This window comes from Streptomyces sp. XH2 (assembly GCF_049725035.1).
Taxonomy (GTDB): Bacteria; Actinomycetota; Actinomycetes; order Streptomycetales; family Streptomycetaceae; genus Streptomyces; species Streptomyces roseoverticillatus.
In genome coordinates, this window is record NZ_JBMMMZ010000015.1 from 36,093 (window position 1) to 51,742 (window position 15,650).

13 protein-coding genes are annotated in these 15,650 nt (G+C 72.5%); 8 read left to right on the top strand and 5 right to left on the bottom strand.

The features are described 5' to 3' along the window. Positions 1 to 79: 79 nt before the first annotated feature. Positions 80 to 511 carry a pyridoxamine 5'-phosphate oxidase family protein gene (locus ACOTKD_RS28995; protein ID WP_424892152.1) on the top strand — a complete coding sequence of 144 codons (432 nt, stop codon included), beginning with the start codon at positions 80 to 82 and terminating at the stop codon, positions 509 to 511. A gap of 27 nt (positions 512 to 538) precedes the next feature. On the opposite strand, the gene ACOTKD_RS29000 is transcribed toward ACOTKD_RS28995, so the two are convergent. The 3 genes from ACOTKD_RS29000 to ACOTKD_RS29010 form a co-directional block, all read right to left on the bottom strand. Then, positions 539 to 847 (bottom strand): hypothetical protein, encoded by a 309-nt coding sequence (locus ACOTKD_RS29000; RefSeq protein WP_424891945.1) that lies wholly within the window; start codon positions 845 to 847, stop codon positions 539 to 541. 625 nt (positions 848 to 1,472) lie between these two features. Further along, positions 1,473 to 1,715, bottom strand: coding sequence for a hypothetical protein (locus tag ACOTKD_RS29005; RefSeq protein ID WP_424891946.1), 243 nt, complete (start codon positions 1,713 to 1,715; stop codon positions 1,473 to 1,475). A 403-nt stretch (positions 1,716 to 2,118) separates the two neighbouring features. Further along, positions 2,119 to 5,049: an AfsR/SARP family transcriptional regulator gene (locus tag ACOTKD_RS29010; protein ID WP_424891947.1), complete on the bottom strand. Its 2,931-nt coding sequence runs from the start codon at positions 5,047 to 5,049 to the stop codon at positions 2,119 to 2,121. A 164-nt stretch (positions 5,050 to 5,213) separates the two neighbouring features. Between ACOTKD_RS29010 and ACOTKD_RS29015 the strand changes: the two genes are divergently transcribed. From ACOTKD_RS29015 to ACOTKD_RS29040, 6 genes are all read left to right on the top strand, one after another. Beyond that, positions 5,214 to 6,440, top strand: a complete 1,227-nt coding sequence (locus ACOTKD_RS29015) for an amidohydrolase family protein (RefSeq protein WP_424891948.1) — start codon at positions 5,214 to 5,216, stop codon at positions 6,438 to 6,440. A gap of 88 nt (positions 6,441 to 6,528) precedes the next feature. Further along, positions 6,529 to 7,440: a TIGR03619 family F420-dependent LLM class oxidoreductase gene (locus ACOTKD_RS29020; RefSeq protein WP_424892153.1), complete on the top strand. Its 912-nt coding sequence runs from the start codon at positions 6,529 to 6,531 to the stop codon at positions 7,438 to 7,440. Between the two features lie 80 nt (positions 7,441 to 7,520). Beyond that, positions 7,521 to 8,270, top strand: coding sequence for a glucose 1-dehydrogenase (locus ACOTKD_RS29025; protein ID WP_424891949.1), 750 nt, complete (start codon positions 7,521 to 7,523; stop codon positions 8,268 to 8,270). A gap of 237 nt (positions 8,271 to 8,507) precedes the next feature. After that, positions 8,508 to 9,635: an LLM class flavin-dependent oxidoreductase gene (locus ACOTKD_RS29030; protein WP_424891950.1), complete on the top strand. Its 1,128-nt coding sequence runs from the start codon at positions 8,508 to 8,510 to the stop codon at positions 9,633 to 9,635. Between the two features lie 243 nt (positions 9,636 to 9,878). Then, complete coding sequence (locus ACOTKD_RS29035) at positions 9,879 to 11,648, top strand: N-acyl-D-amino-acid deacylase family protein (protein WP_424891951.1); 1,770 nt, start codon at positions 9,879 to 9,881, stop codon at positions 11,646 to 11,648. A 195-nt stretch (positions 11,649 to 11,843) separates the two neighbouring features. Next, positions 11,844 to 13,418 (top strand): APC family permease, encoded by a 1,575-nt coding sequence (locus ACOTKD_RS29040; protein ID WP_424891952.1) that lies wholly within the window; start codon positions 11,844 to 11,846, stop codon positions 13,416 to 13,418. Between the two features lie 78 nt (positions 13,419 to 13,496). Here the strand turns inward: ACOTKD_RS29040 and ACOTKD_RS29045 are convergent, their stop codons facing one another. Next, the gene (locus ACOTKD_RS29045; protein WP_424891953.1) at positions 13,497 to 14,393 is read right to left on the bottom strand and encodes a sigma-70 family RNA polymerase sigma factor; all 897 of its coding nucleotides are present in this window, start codon (positions 14,391 to 14,393) and stop codon (positions 13,497 to 13,499) included. Positions 14,394 to 14,472: 79 nt separating this feature from the next. On the opposite strand from ACOTKD_RS29045, the gene ACOTKD_RS29050 reads away from it, so the two are divergent. Beyond that, entirely contained in the window at positions 14,473 to 14,934 is a 462-nt protein-coding gene (locus ACOTKD_RS29050) for a carboxymuconolactone decarboxylase family protein (RefSeq protein WP_424891954.1), read from the top strand. Between the two features lie 3 nt (positions 14,935 to 14,937). Here ACOTKD_RS29050 and ACOTKD_RS29055 read toward each other — a convergent pair whose 3' ends face one another. Further along, the gene (locus ACOTKD_RS29055) at positions 14,938 to 15,615 is read right to left on the bottom strand and encodes a YceI family protein (protein ID WP_424891955.1); all 678 of its coding nucleotides are present in this window, start codon (positions 15,613 to 15,615) and stop codon (positions 14,938 to 14,940) included. Positions 15,616 to 15,650 lie beyond the last annotated feature (35 nt).

The following is a 15,650-nucleotide window of genomic DNA, read 5'->3' on the forward strand; positions in this document are numbered from 1 at the left end:
CGCGGCCCACGGTGCTGTACGGGGCGGGGAGTGAAGATGGCCCTCGGAGCCCCGAGCGAGCGTGAACGAGGTGGATGCGATGCCGCTGTCCGTCGAAGAGCGTGAGAAATTCCTGGCCGGCCCGCACGTGGCGGCGATCGCCGTCGAGGCGGGCGAGGGACGCGGACCGGTGAACGTGCCTGTCTGGTATCTCTACCGTCCGGGCGGTGAGGTCGTGCTCGTCACCGGCCGCGCCTCCCGCAAAGCGCAGCTCATTGCCGATGCCGGGCGATTCACGCTCTTGGTGGACCAGACGTCTCCGACGTACCGCTACGTCTCCGTCGAGGGCGAGCTCGTGTCGCTCGAAACGGCGACGAAGGAGCTGGCGAGGGAGATCGCCGTCCGTTACCTGCCGACGAAAGCGGCAGTGGACGCGCACGTGGAGAGGATCATGGCCGACCCGGAGGCGGCCGTGGCGATCAGGATGCGGCCGCGGCACTGGCACTCGGCCGACCTGGGTGGCGCGAGCTGACCGGGCCGGGCCGGCGCTGCTGCCGGCCTAGCGTGCCGCTGCGGCGGCGCCGGCCCAGATGGTGCCGTGGTCGTCGCGGCCGCCGGTGCCGTGGTCGTCCCGGCCGCCGGTGCCGTGGTCGTCCCGGCCGCCCGTGCCGTGGTCGTCCCGGCCGCCGGTGCTGTGGTCGTCGCCACCGATCGGGTGCGCGAGCTGCACCAGGCGGGCCGGCGTCGCCTCGGTCGAGTGGTCGTCAGCGGCAGCCGGACCCGCTGCGGTCAGCGCTCCGGCACCGGCCATGAGGGCCGTCGCGGCTATGACGAGGGCCTTCTTCGCGCGCATGCTCGTACCATTCATTTCCCACTCCTCTGATTCGGGGGGTATTGCGGTGATGGTGCACGTGCCGGTGAACGTAGCGGGTGAGGACGGCTGCGTCCGCCGTTCGGACCGAAGTGCGTGGCTGAACTCCGGTCCTTTTTCCTGCAGTTCTGCGCCGTTGGGCGCATGACCGCAGGGGTCGGCGTCGACGGCTTCCCCTCCGCGCTGCCGACGCCGGCCCCTGACAGTCCCCCGTTGGAACTGCTCTCTTCAGTTGTTGTGCTGTTGTGCGGGTACGGGTCCCCCGTGCTTTTCCCCGTACGTCCCCCGTGGTTCCCCCGTGCTGTGGCGCCTTTCTCCCCGTCCGACGCCCCCCGTTGCGCTCATTTCCGCGTCGGACGACCTACGTTGGAAATCCCCCGTCGTACGTTCCCCCGTTGGAAATCCCCCGTCGTGCGTTCCCCCGTCGTGCGTTTCCCCCGTACGTCCCCCGTCGTACGTCCCCCGTGCGTTTCCCCCGTCGTACGTCGTGCCCGGGTGCGTTCCCTGCGGATCTTCCTCCCCCGGAACGTGCCCGTGTCGTGCTCTCCCCCCGAGACCCCCGGCCGGGGAATTCCTGCCCGCCGATGTTTCCGGCCAGAAATCCCCCGTCCCGGAAGCCCGATCAGATCAGCCCGGTTGTGGGCTTGTCCCCCGTGGGGTGGTCGTCCATGACGACCGGTTCATCGCCCGGAAGGGGTTTCTTCCTCTTCAGGACCTTGTTGTCCTTGAGGACGACGGGCTCGCCGATGGTGGCGTGGTCGTCCGGCGGCGGGGCGAACTGCTGCGCCGCGGTGAACGTTCCCCCCGTGGGATGGTCGTCCTGCGGTGTGGCCACGCCTGGCGTGAGCTTGCGCTCGTCGCTCATAGCGATCAACTCCGATGGGTCGGTGCGAGTCGTTTGGCGTGAGGGGTTGGTGCTGGGATGCAGAACCCGCCCGGCGACTCCCCCGATGGCCGCCGGACGGGGACTGGGGCTGATCACCCCTGAGGTGAGGCCTCACCTACGACCCGTCTGCCCCCCGACGCGACGGATCGACAGCACTCAGACTGCCCTGTCGCGATAAACGATCGATGAACGGGCACGTGACAGCGTTTTCCGGGGCCTGTACGACTGTGCCGGCGGCTCCGGAGGACATCCGGAGGGGCATCCGGAAGGACGCTCCCTGTGTCGCACACCACTGCGAATTGCTGGATTCCGCTCGGGATCCCGGCACCCGCTCCTTGTCCGCTACCCCGGAGCGCAGAGTTCCACCCACGGGCGGCCCGGTCTACGCCGCCTGCGCCACCGACAGCAGGTCGCGCACCTCCGCCGCCTCCGACGACCCCAGCTGCTCGTAGATCGCCAGCGCCTCCGTCCAGCAGGCGCGCGCCCGGCCCGGCTGCCCCAGCGCGTCGAGCGAGCGCCCGAGCACGGTCAGGATGTTGCCGCGCCGCCACTCCCCGCCGATGCCGCGCAGCTTCAGCGCCTGCTCGGCGTGGTGGGCGGCGGCCGTCGGCCGCCCGGCCAGGAGGTGGACCTCGGCCATCCGGTAGTGGGTCATGCCCTCCCACAGCCGCTGCCGGTTGTCGACGAAGATGGGCATGGCCTCGTTCAGATGCCGCAGTGCGTCCTCGTAGCGCCGCGCGCGGGTGAGCGCCAGCCCGTACGTGTAGAGGCCGTTCGCGATCCGCCAGCTGACGTTGATCTCCCGGAAGAGGCGGATGGCCTGCTCGGCGAGCTCGACGGCCGAGGCGGAGCGCCCGGTGTCGAGGTGGACCCGCGCCAGGTTGCTGAGGGCGGTCGCCTCGCACGGCCGGTTGCCGTCCTCGCGGAAGCACTCCAGGGCCTGCCTGATGTACGCCTCGGCGTCGTCGTAGCGGTGCTGGTAGATGGCGACGATGCCGCGGTTGTTGGAGGCGTACCCGCACGGAATGGGGTCCTCCGTGGCGCGGCCGAGGAGGACGGCGTGCAGGGCGTGCTCGTCGGCCTGGGCGAAGCGGCCCGCGAGGCTGTTCACGTGCGTGAGGACGGTCCGGGCGCGGCCCTCGGCCCGGGCGTCCCCGGCCTCCTGCGCGGCGGCCAGCAGCGCCGTGGCGGCCTGCTCGTAGAGCCGGAAGTCGGCGCCGGACTCGGCGAGGTCCTTGGCGGCCAGCAGCAGGTCGACGGCGCGGCGGAGGGTGTCGCCGGTGGCGGACGCGTGCTGGCGGACGCAGGCCAGCAGGCAGCCGGCCTCGGCGAAGAGCCAGTCGCCGGCCGCGCCCCGGTCGGTGAAGACGAGCCCGGGGTGGGTGGTCGGCGTCAGGTGGGCGAGGAGCTGGTCGCCGGGCCGCTCCAGGACGTACACGCCGGCGGCGGTCGCCAGGTAGAAGTCCAGGAGCCGGGACAGGGCGGCCTCGCGCTCCGCGGGCGGCTGTTCGTCCCGCTCGGCGCATGCACGCGCGTAGAGGCGCACGAGGTCGTGGTAGCGGTACCGGCCGGGTGCGGCGGACTCCAGCAGGGACGTGTCGACGAGGGACTCCAGGAGCTCCTCGGTCGCGTCCAGGTCCAGGTCCAGGACGGCCGCGGCGGCGGCCAGCGAGATGTCCGGGCCGTCCGCCAGGCCCAGCAGCCGGAAGGCGCGGGCCTGGCCCGGCTCCAGCTGCCCGTAGCCCAGCTCGAAGGTGGCCTTGACGGCGAGGTCGCCGGCGCGCAGTTCGTCGAGGCGGCGCCGCTCGTCGCCGAGCTTGCGGGCCAGCACCGACACGGTCCACGTCCGGCGGGCGGCGAGGCGGGAGGCGGCGATGCGGATGGCGAGCGGCAGGAAGCCGCACGCCGCGACGACGTCCATCGCCGCGTCGCGCTCGGTCTCCACGCGCTCGGTGCCGACGATGCGGGTGAACAGCACCAGCGCCTCGTCCGGGCTCATCACGTCCAGGTCGACGAGGTGGGCCCCGGCGAGGCCCACCATGCGCGCCCGGCTCGTGACGAGGGCGGCGCAGCCCTCCGTGCCGGGCAGCAGCGGGCGGACCTGGGCGGCGTCCCGGGCGTTGTCGAGCAGGGCGAGGACGCGGCGGCCGTCGAGGGTGGAGCGGAAGAGCGCGGACCGTTCCTGCACCCCCTCCGGAATAGCGGAATCCGGAATTCCGAGGGCCCGCAGGAACGATCCGAGCACTGCTTCCGGCTCGGCGGGCAGGGGGCCTGCGCCCTGCAGGTCCACGTACAGCTGCCCGTCCGGGAAGTGGTGCCGCGCGGCGTGCGCGACGTGCACCGCCAGCGTCGTCTTGCCGACGCCGCCGATGCCCGCGACCGCCGACACGGCCATCACCCGGCCGTCGCACGTCGCGAGCTGGTCGCCGAGCTCGTCCACGAAGGCGGCGCGCCCGGTGAAGTCGGAGACCGTAGCGGGCAGCTGCGCCGGCCGGATGAACGCGGGCCCGGCGCAGGGCCGGCCGTCCGGGACGAAGGGCAGGGCGAGGTCGGCGTCGGCGTTGAGGATGCGCTGCTGGAGCTCGGAGAGCTCGGGGCACGGGTCGACGCCCAGTTCGTCGGCGAGGAGCCGGCGCGTGTCGGCGTAGACGGCGAGGGCCTCGGCCTGCCGGCCGCTGCGGTAGAGGGCGAGCATCAGCAGCTCGCGCAGCCGCTCGCGCAGCGGGTGGGCGGCGGTCAGGGCCGTCAGCTCCGAGACCGCCTCGGCGTGGCTGCCCACCTCCAGGTCCAGGTCCAGCCGGGTCTCGATGAGGGAGAGCCGCCACTCCTCCAGGCGCGTGCGCTGCGTCTCCGCGTACGGGCCCGGGAGGCCGGCCAGCGGCTCGCCGTCCCACACGCCGAGGGCTTCGTTGATGAGGTCGCGGGCGCGGTGGCGGTCGCCGGAGGCGCGCGTCTTCTCCGCCTCGGCCACGAGGTGCTCGGCCCGGTCGATGTCCAGGCAGCCGAGGCCGATCCGGACGGCGTAGCCCCCGGACTCGCTGACCAGCACGTCGGCGTCCCGGCCGAAGGCCTTGCGCAGCCGCGAGGCGTACGTGCGCAGCGCGGCGAGGGCGGCGTGCGGCGGTTCGTCGCCCCACAGCGCGTCCACCAGCTCGGGCGCGGTGGCGGTCCGGCCGCCGCGCAGCAGCAGGGCGGCGAGGAGCGCCCGCTGCTGCGGCGAGCCGGTGTTCAGCAGTTCCCTGCCGCGGCGGGCCCGGACGGGCCCGAGCACGGTGAATCGGAGCTGCTGCCCGTGCCCTGTGTCGCCGGCCATGGTGACCCCCTGCTTGTCCCGCTCGGTCGCACGGCCAGTCTGCCTTGTCCGGGGGCTCTGCGTCAGCAGGGGTCCGGCCTCTCCACAAGGCCTGCCGAAGACCGCCCCACGCCTGTGACGACCACTTGCTGACGAAGCGTCAGATCGTCGCTAACGTGTCAGCCATGGAGAGCATCCCCCGCATCATCTCGGTGGACGATCACACGGTCGAGCCTCCTTGCGTCTGGTCGGACCGGCTACCGGCGAAGTTCCGCGACGTCGGGCCGCGGATCGTGCGCGCGCCGGTGAAGGAGCTGACCTTCGTCGGCGGAAGGTTCACTCCCGTCATGGGCGCCCCCGGCGACGACGGCCCGGAGGCGGACTGGTGGATCTATGAGGATTTGCACCGTCCGCTCACGCGGCTGGATACCGCCGTCGGATACTCCAGGGATGAGGTCAGGCTGGAGGGCATCACGTACGAGCAGATGCGGCCCGGCTCCTTCAGCGTCCCGGAACGACTGGCCGATATGGACCGCAACCATGTCCAGTCCGCGCTGTGCTTCCCCACCTTCCCGCGCTTCTGCGGGCAGACCTTCACCGAGGCGTCGGACCGCGAACTCGCCCTCCTCGGCGTCCGCGCCTACAACGACTGGATGGTGGAGGAGTGGTGCGGCCCGCAGGCGCACGGGCGTCTCATCCCCCTCGGCATCGTCCCCCTGTGGGACGCCGGGCTCGCGGCCGACGAGGTCCGCCGCAACGCCGGGCGCGGCGTGCGCGCCGTCTGCTTCTCCGAGATCCCCCCGCACCTCGGCCTCCCCTCCATCCACACCGACGCCTGGGACCCCTTCCTGCGCGCCTGCGCCGAGACCCGCACCGTCATCGCCATGCACATCGGCTCCTCCTCGCGCATGCCGTCCACCTCGGCCGACGCGCCGCCCGCCGTCGGTTCCGTCATCACCTTCGCCAACTGCTGCTTCTCGCTCGCCGACTGGCTGATGTCCGGTGCCTTCGAGCGCTTCCCGGAGCTGCGGATCATGTACGCGGAGGGGCAGATCGGCTGGATCCCGTACGTCCTGGAGCGCGCGGACGTCACCTGGGAGCAGAACCGCGCCTGGGGCGGCGTCGCGGACAAGGTCCGGCGGCCGCCCTCCGAGCTGTTCGCCGAGCACGTCCACGGCTGCTTCTTCGACGACGCCTTCGGCCTGCGCAGCCTCGACGCGATCGGCGCCGGCAACGTCCTCTACGAGACCGACTACCCGCACTCCGACTCCACCTGGCCGCGCTCGAAGGAGGTCGCGGAGCAGCAGATGGGGCACCTGCCGCCGGACGTCGCCGAGCGCATCGTCCGCGGCAACGCGATCGAGCTGCTGGGGCTCACGGAGGAAGGGCTGTGGGCGCATGCCGCGAGGTGAGGAACCGCCGCCGGCCACCGGCCCGCAGACGCTGTCCCCGCCGACCACCGGCCTGCAGGTGCTGCCGCCCGGCCGCCTCTCCTACGGCATGCAGCTTCCCGTCACCTCCCTCAGCACCCTCTACGCCGAGCCCTGGGAGGTCGAGGCCGGCCCCGCCGAGCTGCGGCGGATCGCCCGCGCCGCCGACCGGCTCGGCTTCGCCTACGTCGCCACCTGCGACCACGTCGCCGTCCCCGTACGCCTGGCCGCCGCGATGGGCACCGTCTGGTATGACCCGGTGGCCACCCTCGCCCACCTCGCCGCCGTCACCGGGCGCGTCCTGCTGCTCAGCCACGTCGCGGTGGCCGCGCTGCGGCACCCGCTCGCGCTCGCCAAGCAGTACGCGACCGTCGACCGGCTCGCGGAGGGGCGGCTCGTGCTCGGGGTCGGGGCGGGGCACGTGCGGGAGGAGTTCGCGGCGCTCGGCGTCGACTACGGGCGGCGCGGGGTGATCCTGGACGAGACGGTCGACGCGCTCAAGGCGGCGCTCGGGCCGGCTGAGTTCCCGGAGTTCAGCGGCCGCCGCTTCGCCTTCCGCGGGCTCGGCCAGGCGCCCCGGCCCGTCCGTACTCCGCGCCCGCCCTTGTGGGTCGGCGGCTCCTCGCCCGCCGCGCTGCGCCGGGCGGCGCTCCGGGGCGACGGCTGGCTGTCCCAGGGCGACCGGCGCGAGGAACTGCCGCAGCGCATCGCCGCGCTGCGGCAGCTGCGCGAGGAGGCGGGCAGGGACGGGCCCTTCGCGGTCGGGGCGATCTCCGAGGCGCTGTACGTCGGGAGCCCTGCCTGGGACACCGGCGGCCGGACGCTGACCGGCGAACCGGAGGCGCTCGCGGAGTCGCTGCGGGCGTACCGGGCGATGGGCGCGGACCAGATACAGGTGCGGTTCCGCTCGCGTGACGCGTCCGAACTCCTCGATCAGATGGAAGCGTTCGCGGAGGCGGTGGCTCCGCTCCTCAACGGGTAGCCCGACAGGAGACGGGGACGACAGAAGCAACAGAGGCGGCAGGGGCGGCACAGGCGGCACCGGCGACAGGGAGGGGCGTCATGGGCAAACTCGACGGCCGCGTCGTGCTCATCACGGGCGCGGCGCGCGGGCAGGGCGAGCAGGAGGCGCGGCTGTTCGCCGCGGAGGGCGCGAAGGTCGTCCTGGCGGACGTCCTGGACGAGCAGGGCGGCGCGGTGGCGAAGGAGCTGGGCGCCGACGCGGCGCGCTACGTCCACCTCGACGTCGGCGAGGAGGCCGACTGGCCGGCGGCGATCGCGGCCGCCAAGGAGGCGTTCGGCTCGCTCGACGGCCTCGTCAACAACGCCGGCATCCTGCGCCGGAACCGCTTGGTGGACACGCCCCTGCAGGAGTTCGTGGAGGTGTGCCGGGTCAACCAGCTGGGCACGTTCCTCGGCATGCGCGCGGCCGCGCCCGAGCTGGCCGCGGCGGGCGGCGGCACCATCGTCAACATCTCCTCGTACGCAGGGCTCGCGGGCATCGCCCGCCTCACCTCCTACGCGGCCTCGAAGGCGGCCGTCCTCGCCATGACCCGCGTGGCCGCCCTGGAGCTGGCGGCGCATGGCGTACGGGTCAACGCCGTCTGCCCGGGCGCGATCGACACCCCGATGATCGACGTGGAGAAGGCCGCCCTGCTCTTCCGGACGCTGGTGCCCTTGAGCCGGCCCGGGCGCCCGGACGAGGTGGCGAGGGCGGCGCTGTATCTGACGGCGGACGACTCGTCGTACGTGACGGGGCAGCATTTCGTGGTGGACGGGGGGTGGCTGGCGGGGGTCCCCGTAGTCGACTGACGCCCCGGTGTCGGGCGGCCGGGCGCCCCGCCGGGGACCGGCGTCCGCCGTTGTCCGGAGGTCATCGGGGGCCGGTGTCCGCCGTTGTCCCGGCGTCATCGGGGACCGGCGTGCGATGTCGTCTTGACGTTGCCGGGGGCCGGTGCCAGAGTCTCAGCAGCCAGCGATCTGACGGTGCGTCAGAAGGCGCGTCGCGTCAGAACTCGGAAAACCTGAACGGACGGACGGTGAACCGCCGTGGAATTCGGGATCTTCGTGCAGGGATACGTTCCGGCGAGCCGGCGGCGGGACGATCCCCGGGCCGAGCACCACGCGCTGATGGAGGAGACCGAGTACGTCATCCAGGCCGACAAGTCCGGCTTCAAGTACGCCTGGGCCTCCGAGCACCACTTCCTGGACGAGTACTCGCACCTCTCCGCCAACGACGTCTTCCTCGGCTACCTCGCGCACGCGACCGACCGCATCCACCTCGGCTCCGGCATCTTCAACCCGCTGCCGCAGGTCAACCACCCGGTCAAGGTCGCCGAGAAGGCCGCCATGCTCGACCACCTCTCCCGCGGCCGCTTCGAGTTCGGCACCGGGCGGGGCGCGGGCAGCCACGAGATCCTCGGCTTCCTGCCGGGCATCACCGACATGGACCGCACCAAGGAGATCTGGGAGGAGACGATCGCCGAGTTCCCCCGGATGTGGCTGCACGAGGAGTACCCCGGCTTCGAGGGGAAGCACTGGTCCCTGCCGCCGCGCAGGGTGCTCCCGAAGCCGTACGGGCCCGCGCACCCCGCCATGTGGTACGCGGCCGGGTCGCCCTCCTCGTACGCGATGGCCGCGCGCAAGGGGCTCGGCGTCCTGGGCTTCAGCGTGCAGAAGGTCGCCGACATGGAGTGGGTCGTCGACTCGTACAAGACGGCGATCGCGGGGGCCGAGCCCGTCGGCGCGTACGTCAACGACAACGTCATGGTCACCTCCACGGCCGTCTGCGCGGAGACGCACGCGAAGGCGGTGGAGATCGCGGCCGCGGGCGGGCTGCACTACCTCCAGTCGCTGCTCTTCCGCTATCACGACACGTTCCCCCGCCCCGAGGGCATCCCGCGCTGGCCGGAACTCCTGCCTGAGTACACCGAGGAGGTCATCGAGCTCCTCATCGCCGAGGAGCTGATGATCTGCGGCGACCCGGACGAGGTCTTCCGGCAGTGCAAGCGGTGGGAGCAGGCGGGCGCGGACCAGCTGTCGTTCGGGCTGCCGGTCGGCGTGCCGTACGAGGACACGATGCGGACCATCCGGCTGATCGGGGAGCACGTCATACCGAAGATCGACACGGATCCGGTGCACCGCACGACGCGGTTGCGCCAGGCGGCGGGACGCTGAGGCCCCTCTCGTGCACCGGGGCGGCGTCTTCCCGGATCCGCCGCCCCGGCCCCGGCCTCCGGCGGATCGCTGCTCACGTGCCCGTTCCGGTGGGCGGCTTTCCGCCGGACCCTCCCCGTCGTAGCAGAGCGCCGTTGCGGCGGGTGAGTTCTCCGGGCCCTGCGTGCCCGTCCGGTCACGCAGGCAAAGCTGCGTGGGCAATTCCGCGTGGGTAATGGTGACCGACAGCAAAGGTGACCTGCCATGCTCGACCACCTCATCAGACGCGCCACCGTCATCGACGGCACCGGGGCCCCCTCCTACGCCGCCGACATCGGCATCCGGGACGGGCGCATCGCCCTGATCCGCCGCCGCTCGCCGTCGCCCGTGCAGGCCGGCGGCCGGGTGGGGGAGCGGGCCCGGACCGAGGAGGACGCCTCCGGCCTCGTCCTCGCCCCCGGCTTCGTCGACCCGCACACCCACTACGACGCCCAGCTCTTCTGGGACCCGTACGCGACCCCGTCCCTGAGCCACGGCGTCACCACGGTCGTCGGCGGCAACTGCGGCTTCAGCCTCGCGCCCCTGAACCCCGCGCGGCCCGCCGACGCCGACTACACGCGGCGCATGCTCAGCAAGGTCGAGGGCATGTCGCTCGCAGCCCTGGAGGAGGGCGCGCCCTGGAACTGGTCGTCCTTCGGGGAGTACCTGGGCGCGCTGGAGGGGCGGATAGCCGTCAACGCCGGGTTCATGGCCGGGCACTGCGCCCTGCGCCGCTGCGCGATGGGCCCGGACGCCGTCGGCGGGCAGCCCGACGCGCGGCAGCTGCGGCACATGACCGCCCTCCTGCACGAGGCCATGGAGGCGGGCGCCTGGGGCCTGTCCACCACGCAGTCGGCCACCCACTCCGACGGCGACGGCCACCCCGTGGCCTCCCGGCACGCGCGGCCCGCCGAACTGCTCGCGCTCGCGGCGGCCGTCGGCGAGCACGAGGGCACCCAGATCGAGGCGATCGTGGCCGGCTGCCTCGACCGCTTCGACGACGACGAGATCGACCTGCTGACGGACATGAGCACGGCCGCCGGCCGGCCCCTCAACTGGAACGTCCTCACCATCGACGCCGCCGAGCCCGGGCGCGTGCCCCGCCAGCTCGCCGCGAGCGAGCGGGCCCGCGCCGCCGGCGGCCGCATCGTCGCCCTGACGATGCCCGTCCTCACGCCCATGAACATGTCCCTGGGCACCTTCTGCGCACTGAACCTCATCCCCGGCTGGGGCGAGATCCTCTCCCTGCCCGTCCCGCACCGCATCACCGCCCTGCGCGACGCGACCGTCCAGGCCGACATGCTGCGCCGCGCCCGCAGCCCCGAGGCGGGCGTCTTCCGCAGGCTGGCCGACTTCGGGCGGTACGTGATCGGCGATACGTACGCGAAGGAGAACGACGGCCTGACCGGGCGCGTCGTGCGCGACATCGCCGCCGAGCGCGGCCTCGACCCGTTCGCCTGCCTGGTGGAGATCTGCGCGGCCGACGAGCTGCGCACGGTCCTGTGGCCGATGCCCTCCGACAACGACCCCGCCAGCTGGGAGCTGCGCCGGGCCACCTGGGAGCACCCGGACGTGCTCCTGGGCGGCTCCGACGCGGGCGCGCACCTGGACCGGATGTGCGGAGCGCCGTACACGACGCGCTTCCTGGGCGACTGCCTGCGGGGCCGCGAGCTGGTGCCGGTCGAGCGCGCCGTGCAGATGCTGACGGACGCCCCGGCGCGCCTGTTCGGCCTGCGCGGCCGCGGCCGCATCGCCGAGGGGTACGCGGCCGACCTCGTCCTCTTCGACCCCGGCCGCATCGACGCCGGCCCGGCCACGCTCGTCCACGACCTGCCGGGCGACGGTCCGCGGCTGGACTCGCGGGCGGTGGGCGTGGTGAGCGTACGGGTCAACGGGGTGGAGACGGTGCGGCACGACGTGGTGACGGGGGCGCTGCCGGGGACGGTGCTGCGGTCGGGGAGGGACACGGAGACGGTGGGGACGGGAAAATTCTGAATGGGGGCAAAAGGGGCGGCGCTGCGGTTCCCGCACCGCGTGCGATCGCGCGTACGGCCTGTTGGTTACCGGTCGTAACTCGCTGATGGCCTTTGAATGCGAGGGCAACTGGCGGTGGCTGCTTGGAAGTTCAGGGTCCGGTTCCTGGACGCCGGAGGCCCCGGTACGGAAACAGCACCCCCTACCGTCCTGCCCATGGTTCAGGTGACCCCGCGGCCCCAGGCCGCAGACACGGTGATGAGCGTCGCCGAGGGGCGGCGTTCCGGAAGGCCCGGCAAGGGCAAGGGCCTGGGCGGCAACTCCGTCGGCCTGCTGGGCAGCGCCGTCATCGGCATCTCCACCGTCGCCCCCGTCTACTGCCTGACCTCCACCCTCGGCCCCACCGCGGGCCAGGTCGGCGTCCAGATGCCCGCCGTCTTCCTGGCCGGCTTCCTGCCGATGCTGCTGGTCGCCTTCGCGTACCGGGAGCTGAACAAGGCCGTCCCCGACTGCGGCACGTCCTTCACCTGGACGGTGCAGGCGTTCGGGCCGCGCGTCGGCTGGATGTGCGGCTGGGGGCTCGTGATCGCCACGATCATCGTCCTGTCGAACCTCGCGGGCGTGGCGACCTCCTTCTTCTACCTCCTCCTCGGGCAGCTCACCGGCAACGACGCCGTGGCCGCCCTCGACGGGAACCGCCCCGTGCACGTGGCGACGTGCCTCGCCTTCATCGCCGTGGCGACGGCCATCAGCTACCGGGGCATGACCGCGACGAAGGGCGTGCAGTACGCGCTGGTCGCCCTGCAACTCGCCGTCCTGGCCGTCTTCGTGGCGATGGCCCTGACCAAGGCCCGCTCGGGCGACCTGCCCGGCTCGATCGGCTTCTCCTGGACCTGGCTGAACCCGTTCGCCGTCCAGTCCTTCGCGGCCTTCACGGCGGGGCTCTCGCTGTCCATCTTCATGTTCTGGGGCTGGGACGCGTGCCTGACCGTCAACGAGGAGACGCAGGGCAGCGCGAAGACCCCCGGCCGCGCCGCGCTCCTCGCCATGGCCGTCCTCGTCGGTTCGTACCTGCTGACCGCCGTCGCCGCCCAGATGTTCGCCGGCACCGGCGAGGAGGGCACCGGCCTCGGCAACCCCGACACCGCCGGCAACGTCTTCGCCGCGCTCGCCGACCCGGTCATGGGCACGGCCCTGGGCGTGCTGCTGTTCGTGGCCGTCCTGGCCTCGGCCGCCGCCAGCCTCCAGACGACGTTCCTGCCCGTCGCCCGCACGGTGCTGGCCATGAGCGCCTACGAGGCCCTGCCGCCGTCCTTCGCCCGCATCCACCCGCGCTTCAGGTCCCCCGGCCGGGCCACGGTCGCCGCCGGCATCGCCACCGGCGTCTTCTACGCGGCCATGAGCTTCCTCAGCGAGAACGTCCTCATCGACACGATCTACGCCCTCGGGCTGATGATCTGCTTCTACTACTCGATCACGGCGTTCGCGTGCGCGTGGTACTTCCGCGGAGAGCTGGGCCGCTCCGTGCGGGACGCCCTCTTCAAGGGCGTGTTCCCGGTGCTGGGCGGCGTCCTGCTGGCGGCCGTGTTCGGCAAGACGCTGTACGACATGTGGGACCCGTCGTACGGGAGCGGCAGTGCGGTGGCGGGCGTCGGCTCGGTGTTCGTGATCGGCGTGGGGCTGCTGCTGTTGGGCGTGGTGCTGATGCTGGCGATGCAGCGCCGCAGCCCGGCGTTCTTCCGCGGCGAGGTGCTGACGCGGTCGACGCCGGCGCTGGTGGTGGAGGAGTAGGCCGGACCGGCCGGGGGCGCGGGACTGCTGCGTAGTCCTGCGTCCCCGGCCGGTCTGCCGCGGTGGTCCGCGCCGCGGTCAGTCCGTCAGGGCGCTGAGGTCGATCCGCGCCAGCCGCTCCGGGTCCGTGAGGATGTCCAGGGCGGTGACCAGGCCGCCCCGGACGGTGAAGGCCATGACCGACATCGCCCGGCCGTCCGCGAAGGCGACCACGCCGGGCGTGCCGTTGATCAGCGCCGGAAGCGCCGCCTCGGCGAAGCGGGCGAACATGATCGCCTGGGAGGCGACCCCGGCCGCGCCGCGGCGCAGCGCGCTCGGGCGCAGGGTGCCGCCGTCGGAGCGGAGCACGATGTCCGGGTCGAGGACGGCGACGAGGGCGTCGAAGTCGCCGCCGCGCGCGGCGGCCAGGAAGGCGTCGACGACGCGGCGGCAGGCGGCCACGTCGCTGTCCGGCGCCGGGGCCTGCCCCTGCACGCGGCGGCGGGCGCGGCTGGCGAGCTGCCGGGTCGCGGCAGGCGTACGGTCGATGATGTCGGCGATGTCGTCGAAGGGCACGTGGAACATGTCGTGCAGGACGAAGGCGAGCCGCTCCGCAGGGGCGAGGGTCTGCAGGACGACCATGAGGGCGATGCCGACCGAGTCGGCGATGAGGATCTCCTGCTCCGGGTCGACGCGGTCCGCCGCGCTGACGACCGGGTCGGGGAGGCTGACGACCCCGCCTTCCCCGTCGTGGAGCGGCTCCTCGTGCCGCGTGGCGCGCGAGCGCAGCATGTCCAGGCAGACGCGGCCGGTCACGGTGGTCAGCCAGCCGCCGAGGTTCCCGACCTCGCTGACGTCGGAGCGGCTCAGCTTCAACCACGTCTCCTGCACGGCGTCCTCGGCCTCGGCGAGCGTGCCGAGCATCCGGTACGCCACGGCCCTCAGGTGCGGCCGGTGTTCCTCGAAACGCTGCGCCAGAAAATCTTTCTCGCTCACGTGTCACATCCCCCTGATCCGATCCGTCATGGAAGTGACGGACAACGACGGCGACCGCGCCGACACGGAGGATTTGATCATGACTGCTCGGATGAAGAACCCCGCGATGGTCCTGCCCGATGCCATGAAGGGCATCCAGCACCTCCTCGGAGCCGCCGGCCAGGGCGGTGTCTCCCAGGAGATCCTGGAGCTGGTCCACCTGCGGGCCAGCCAGATCAACGGCTGCAGCGCCTGTGTGTACGGGGGCGTGGCGAGCGCCAAGAAGGCCGGGGTGAGCGACGACAAGCTGCACACCGTCGCGGCCTGGCACGAGTCCCCGTTCTTCACGGACGCCGAGCGCGCCGCGCTGGCGCTGACCGAGTCCGCCACGCGGCTCGCCGACCACACGGGCAAGGCCGTGCCGGACGACATATGGGACGCGGCCGCCGACCACTTCGACGAGAAGCAGCTCGCCGCGATCATCCTCATGGTCGCCACGACCAACTTCTTCAACCGCCTCAACACCACGGTCGAGGAGCCGGCCGGGGCCACCTGGGGCTAGGGGCTAGGCCGCCTGAGGCCAGGCGTCCTCGGGCCGGTCGTCCCCGGGCCGGTCGTCTTCGTCCTCGGGACTGTCGTCCTCGTCCTCGGGGTGGTCGTCCTCGGGCCGGGCCTCATCAGGCCGGCCCTTCTCCAGGACGGCCTCGACGTCAACCGTGATGTCGACCATGTCGCTGACGACCACCCCGCCCCGGTCGACCACGTCGTTCCAGCTCACCCCGAAATCCTGGCGGTTGATCCGGGTCGTGGCGGTGAAACCGGCCCTGCGCCTGGGGCCGGCGTCACGGCCGTCCTCCCACCAAGGGGTGTCCCACTGCCCCAGGTAGGTGACGTCGAACGTCACGGGGCGGGTCGTTCCCCGGATGGTGAGGTCCCCCGTGACCTCGAATTCGGTCGCGCTCGCCTGATGGACGCCCGTCCCCGTGAAGGTCCATTCCGGGTGGGTCTCGCAGTCGAAGAAATCCGCGCTGCGGAGGTGGGCATCGCGCTGCTCCTGGCCCGTGTACACCTGGGTCGCGTCGACCACCGCCTCCACGCGCGCGCTCTCCGGATCGCCGGGATCGACCTCCAGCGAGCCGCGCACGTTCTTCAGCTGCCCACGGACGTAGGTGACCATCATGTGCCTGGCGCGGAATTCGGCGCCCGTGTGGCCGGGTTCGAAGAACCATCTGGTGATGCCCATGGCACCTCCCGGGCAGGGGCTCCGCCCCTTCGGAC

Excerpts from the sequence above, each read along its gene's own strand:
- ACOTKD_RS29040 (WP_424891952.1), top strand. The coding sequence starts at position 11,844 with ATGGTTCAGGTGACCCCGCGGCCCCAGGCCGCAGACACGGTGATGAGC.
- ACOTKD_RS29025 (WP_424891949.1), top strand. The coding sequence starts at position 7,521 with ATGGGCAAACTCGACGGCCGCGTCGTGCTCATCACGGGCGCGGCGCGC.
- ACOTKD_RS29015 (WP_424891948.1), top strand. The coding sequence starts at position 5,214 with ATGGAGAGCATCCCCCGCATCATCTCGGTGGACGATCACACGGTCGAG.
- ACOTKD_RS29055 (WP_424891955.1), bottom strand. The coding sequence starts at position 15,615 with ATGGGCATCACCAGATGGTTCTTCGAACCCGGCCACACGGGCGCCGAA.
- ACOTKD_RS29005 (WP_424891946.1), bottom strand. The coding sequence starts at position 1,715 with ATGAGCGACGAGCGCAAGCTCACGCCAGGCGTGGCCACACCGCAGGAC.
- ACOTKD_RS29000 (WP_424891945.1), bottom strand. The coding sequence starts at position 847 with ATGAATGGTACGAGCATGCGCGCGAAGAAGGCCCTCGTCATAGCCGCG.
- ACOTKD_RS29035 (WP_424891951.1), top strand. The coding sequence starts at position 9,879 with ATGCTCGACCACCTCATCAGACGCGCCACCGTCATCGACGGCACCGGG.
- ACOTKD_RS28995 (WP_424892152.1), top strand. The coding sequence starts at position 80 with ATGCCGCTGTCCGTCGAAGAGCGTGAGAAATTCCTGGCCGGCCCGCAC.
- ACOTKD_RS29050 (WP_424891954.1), top strand. The coding sequence starts at position 14,473 with ATGACTGCTCGGATGAAGAACCCCGCGATGGTCCTGCCCGATGCCATG.
- ACOTKD_RS29010 (WP_424891947.1), bottom strand. The coding sequence starts at position 5,049 with ATGGCCGGCGACACAGGGCACGGGCAGCAGCTCCGATTCACCGTGCTC.
- ACOTKD_RS29020 (WP_424892153.1), top strand. The coding sequence starts at position 6,529 with ATGCAGCTTCCCGTCACCTCCCTCAGCACCCTCTACGCCGAGCCCTGG.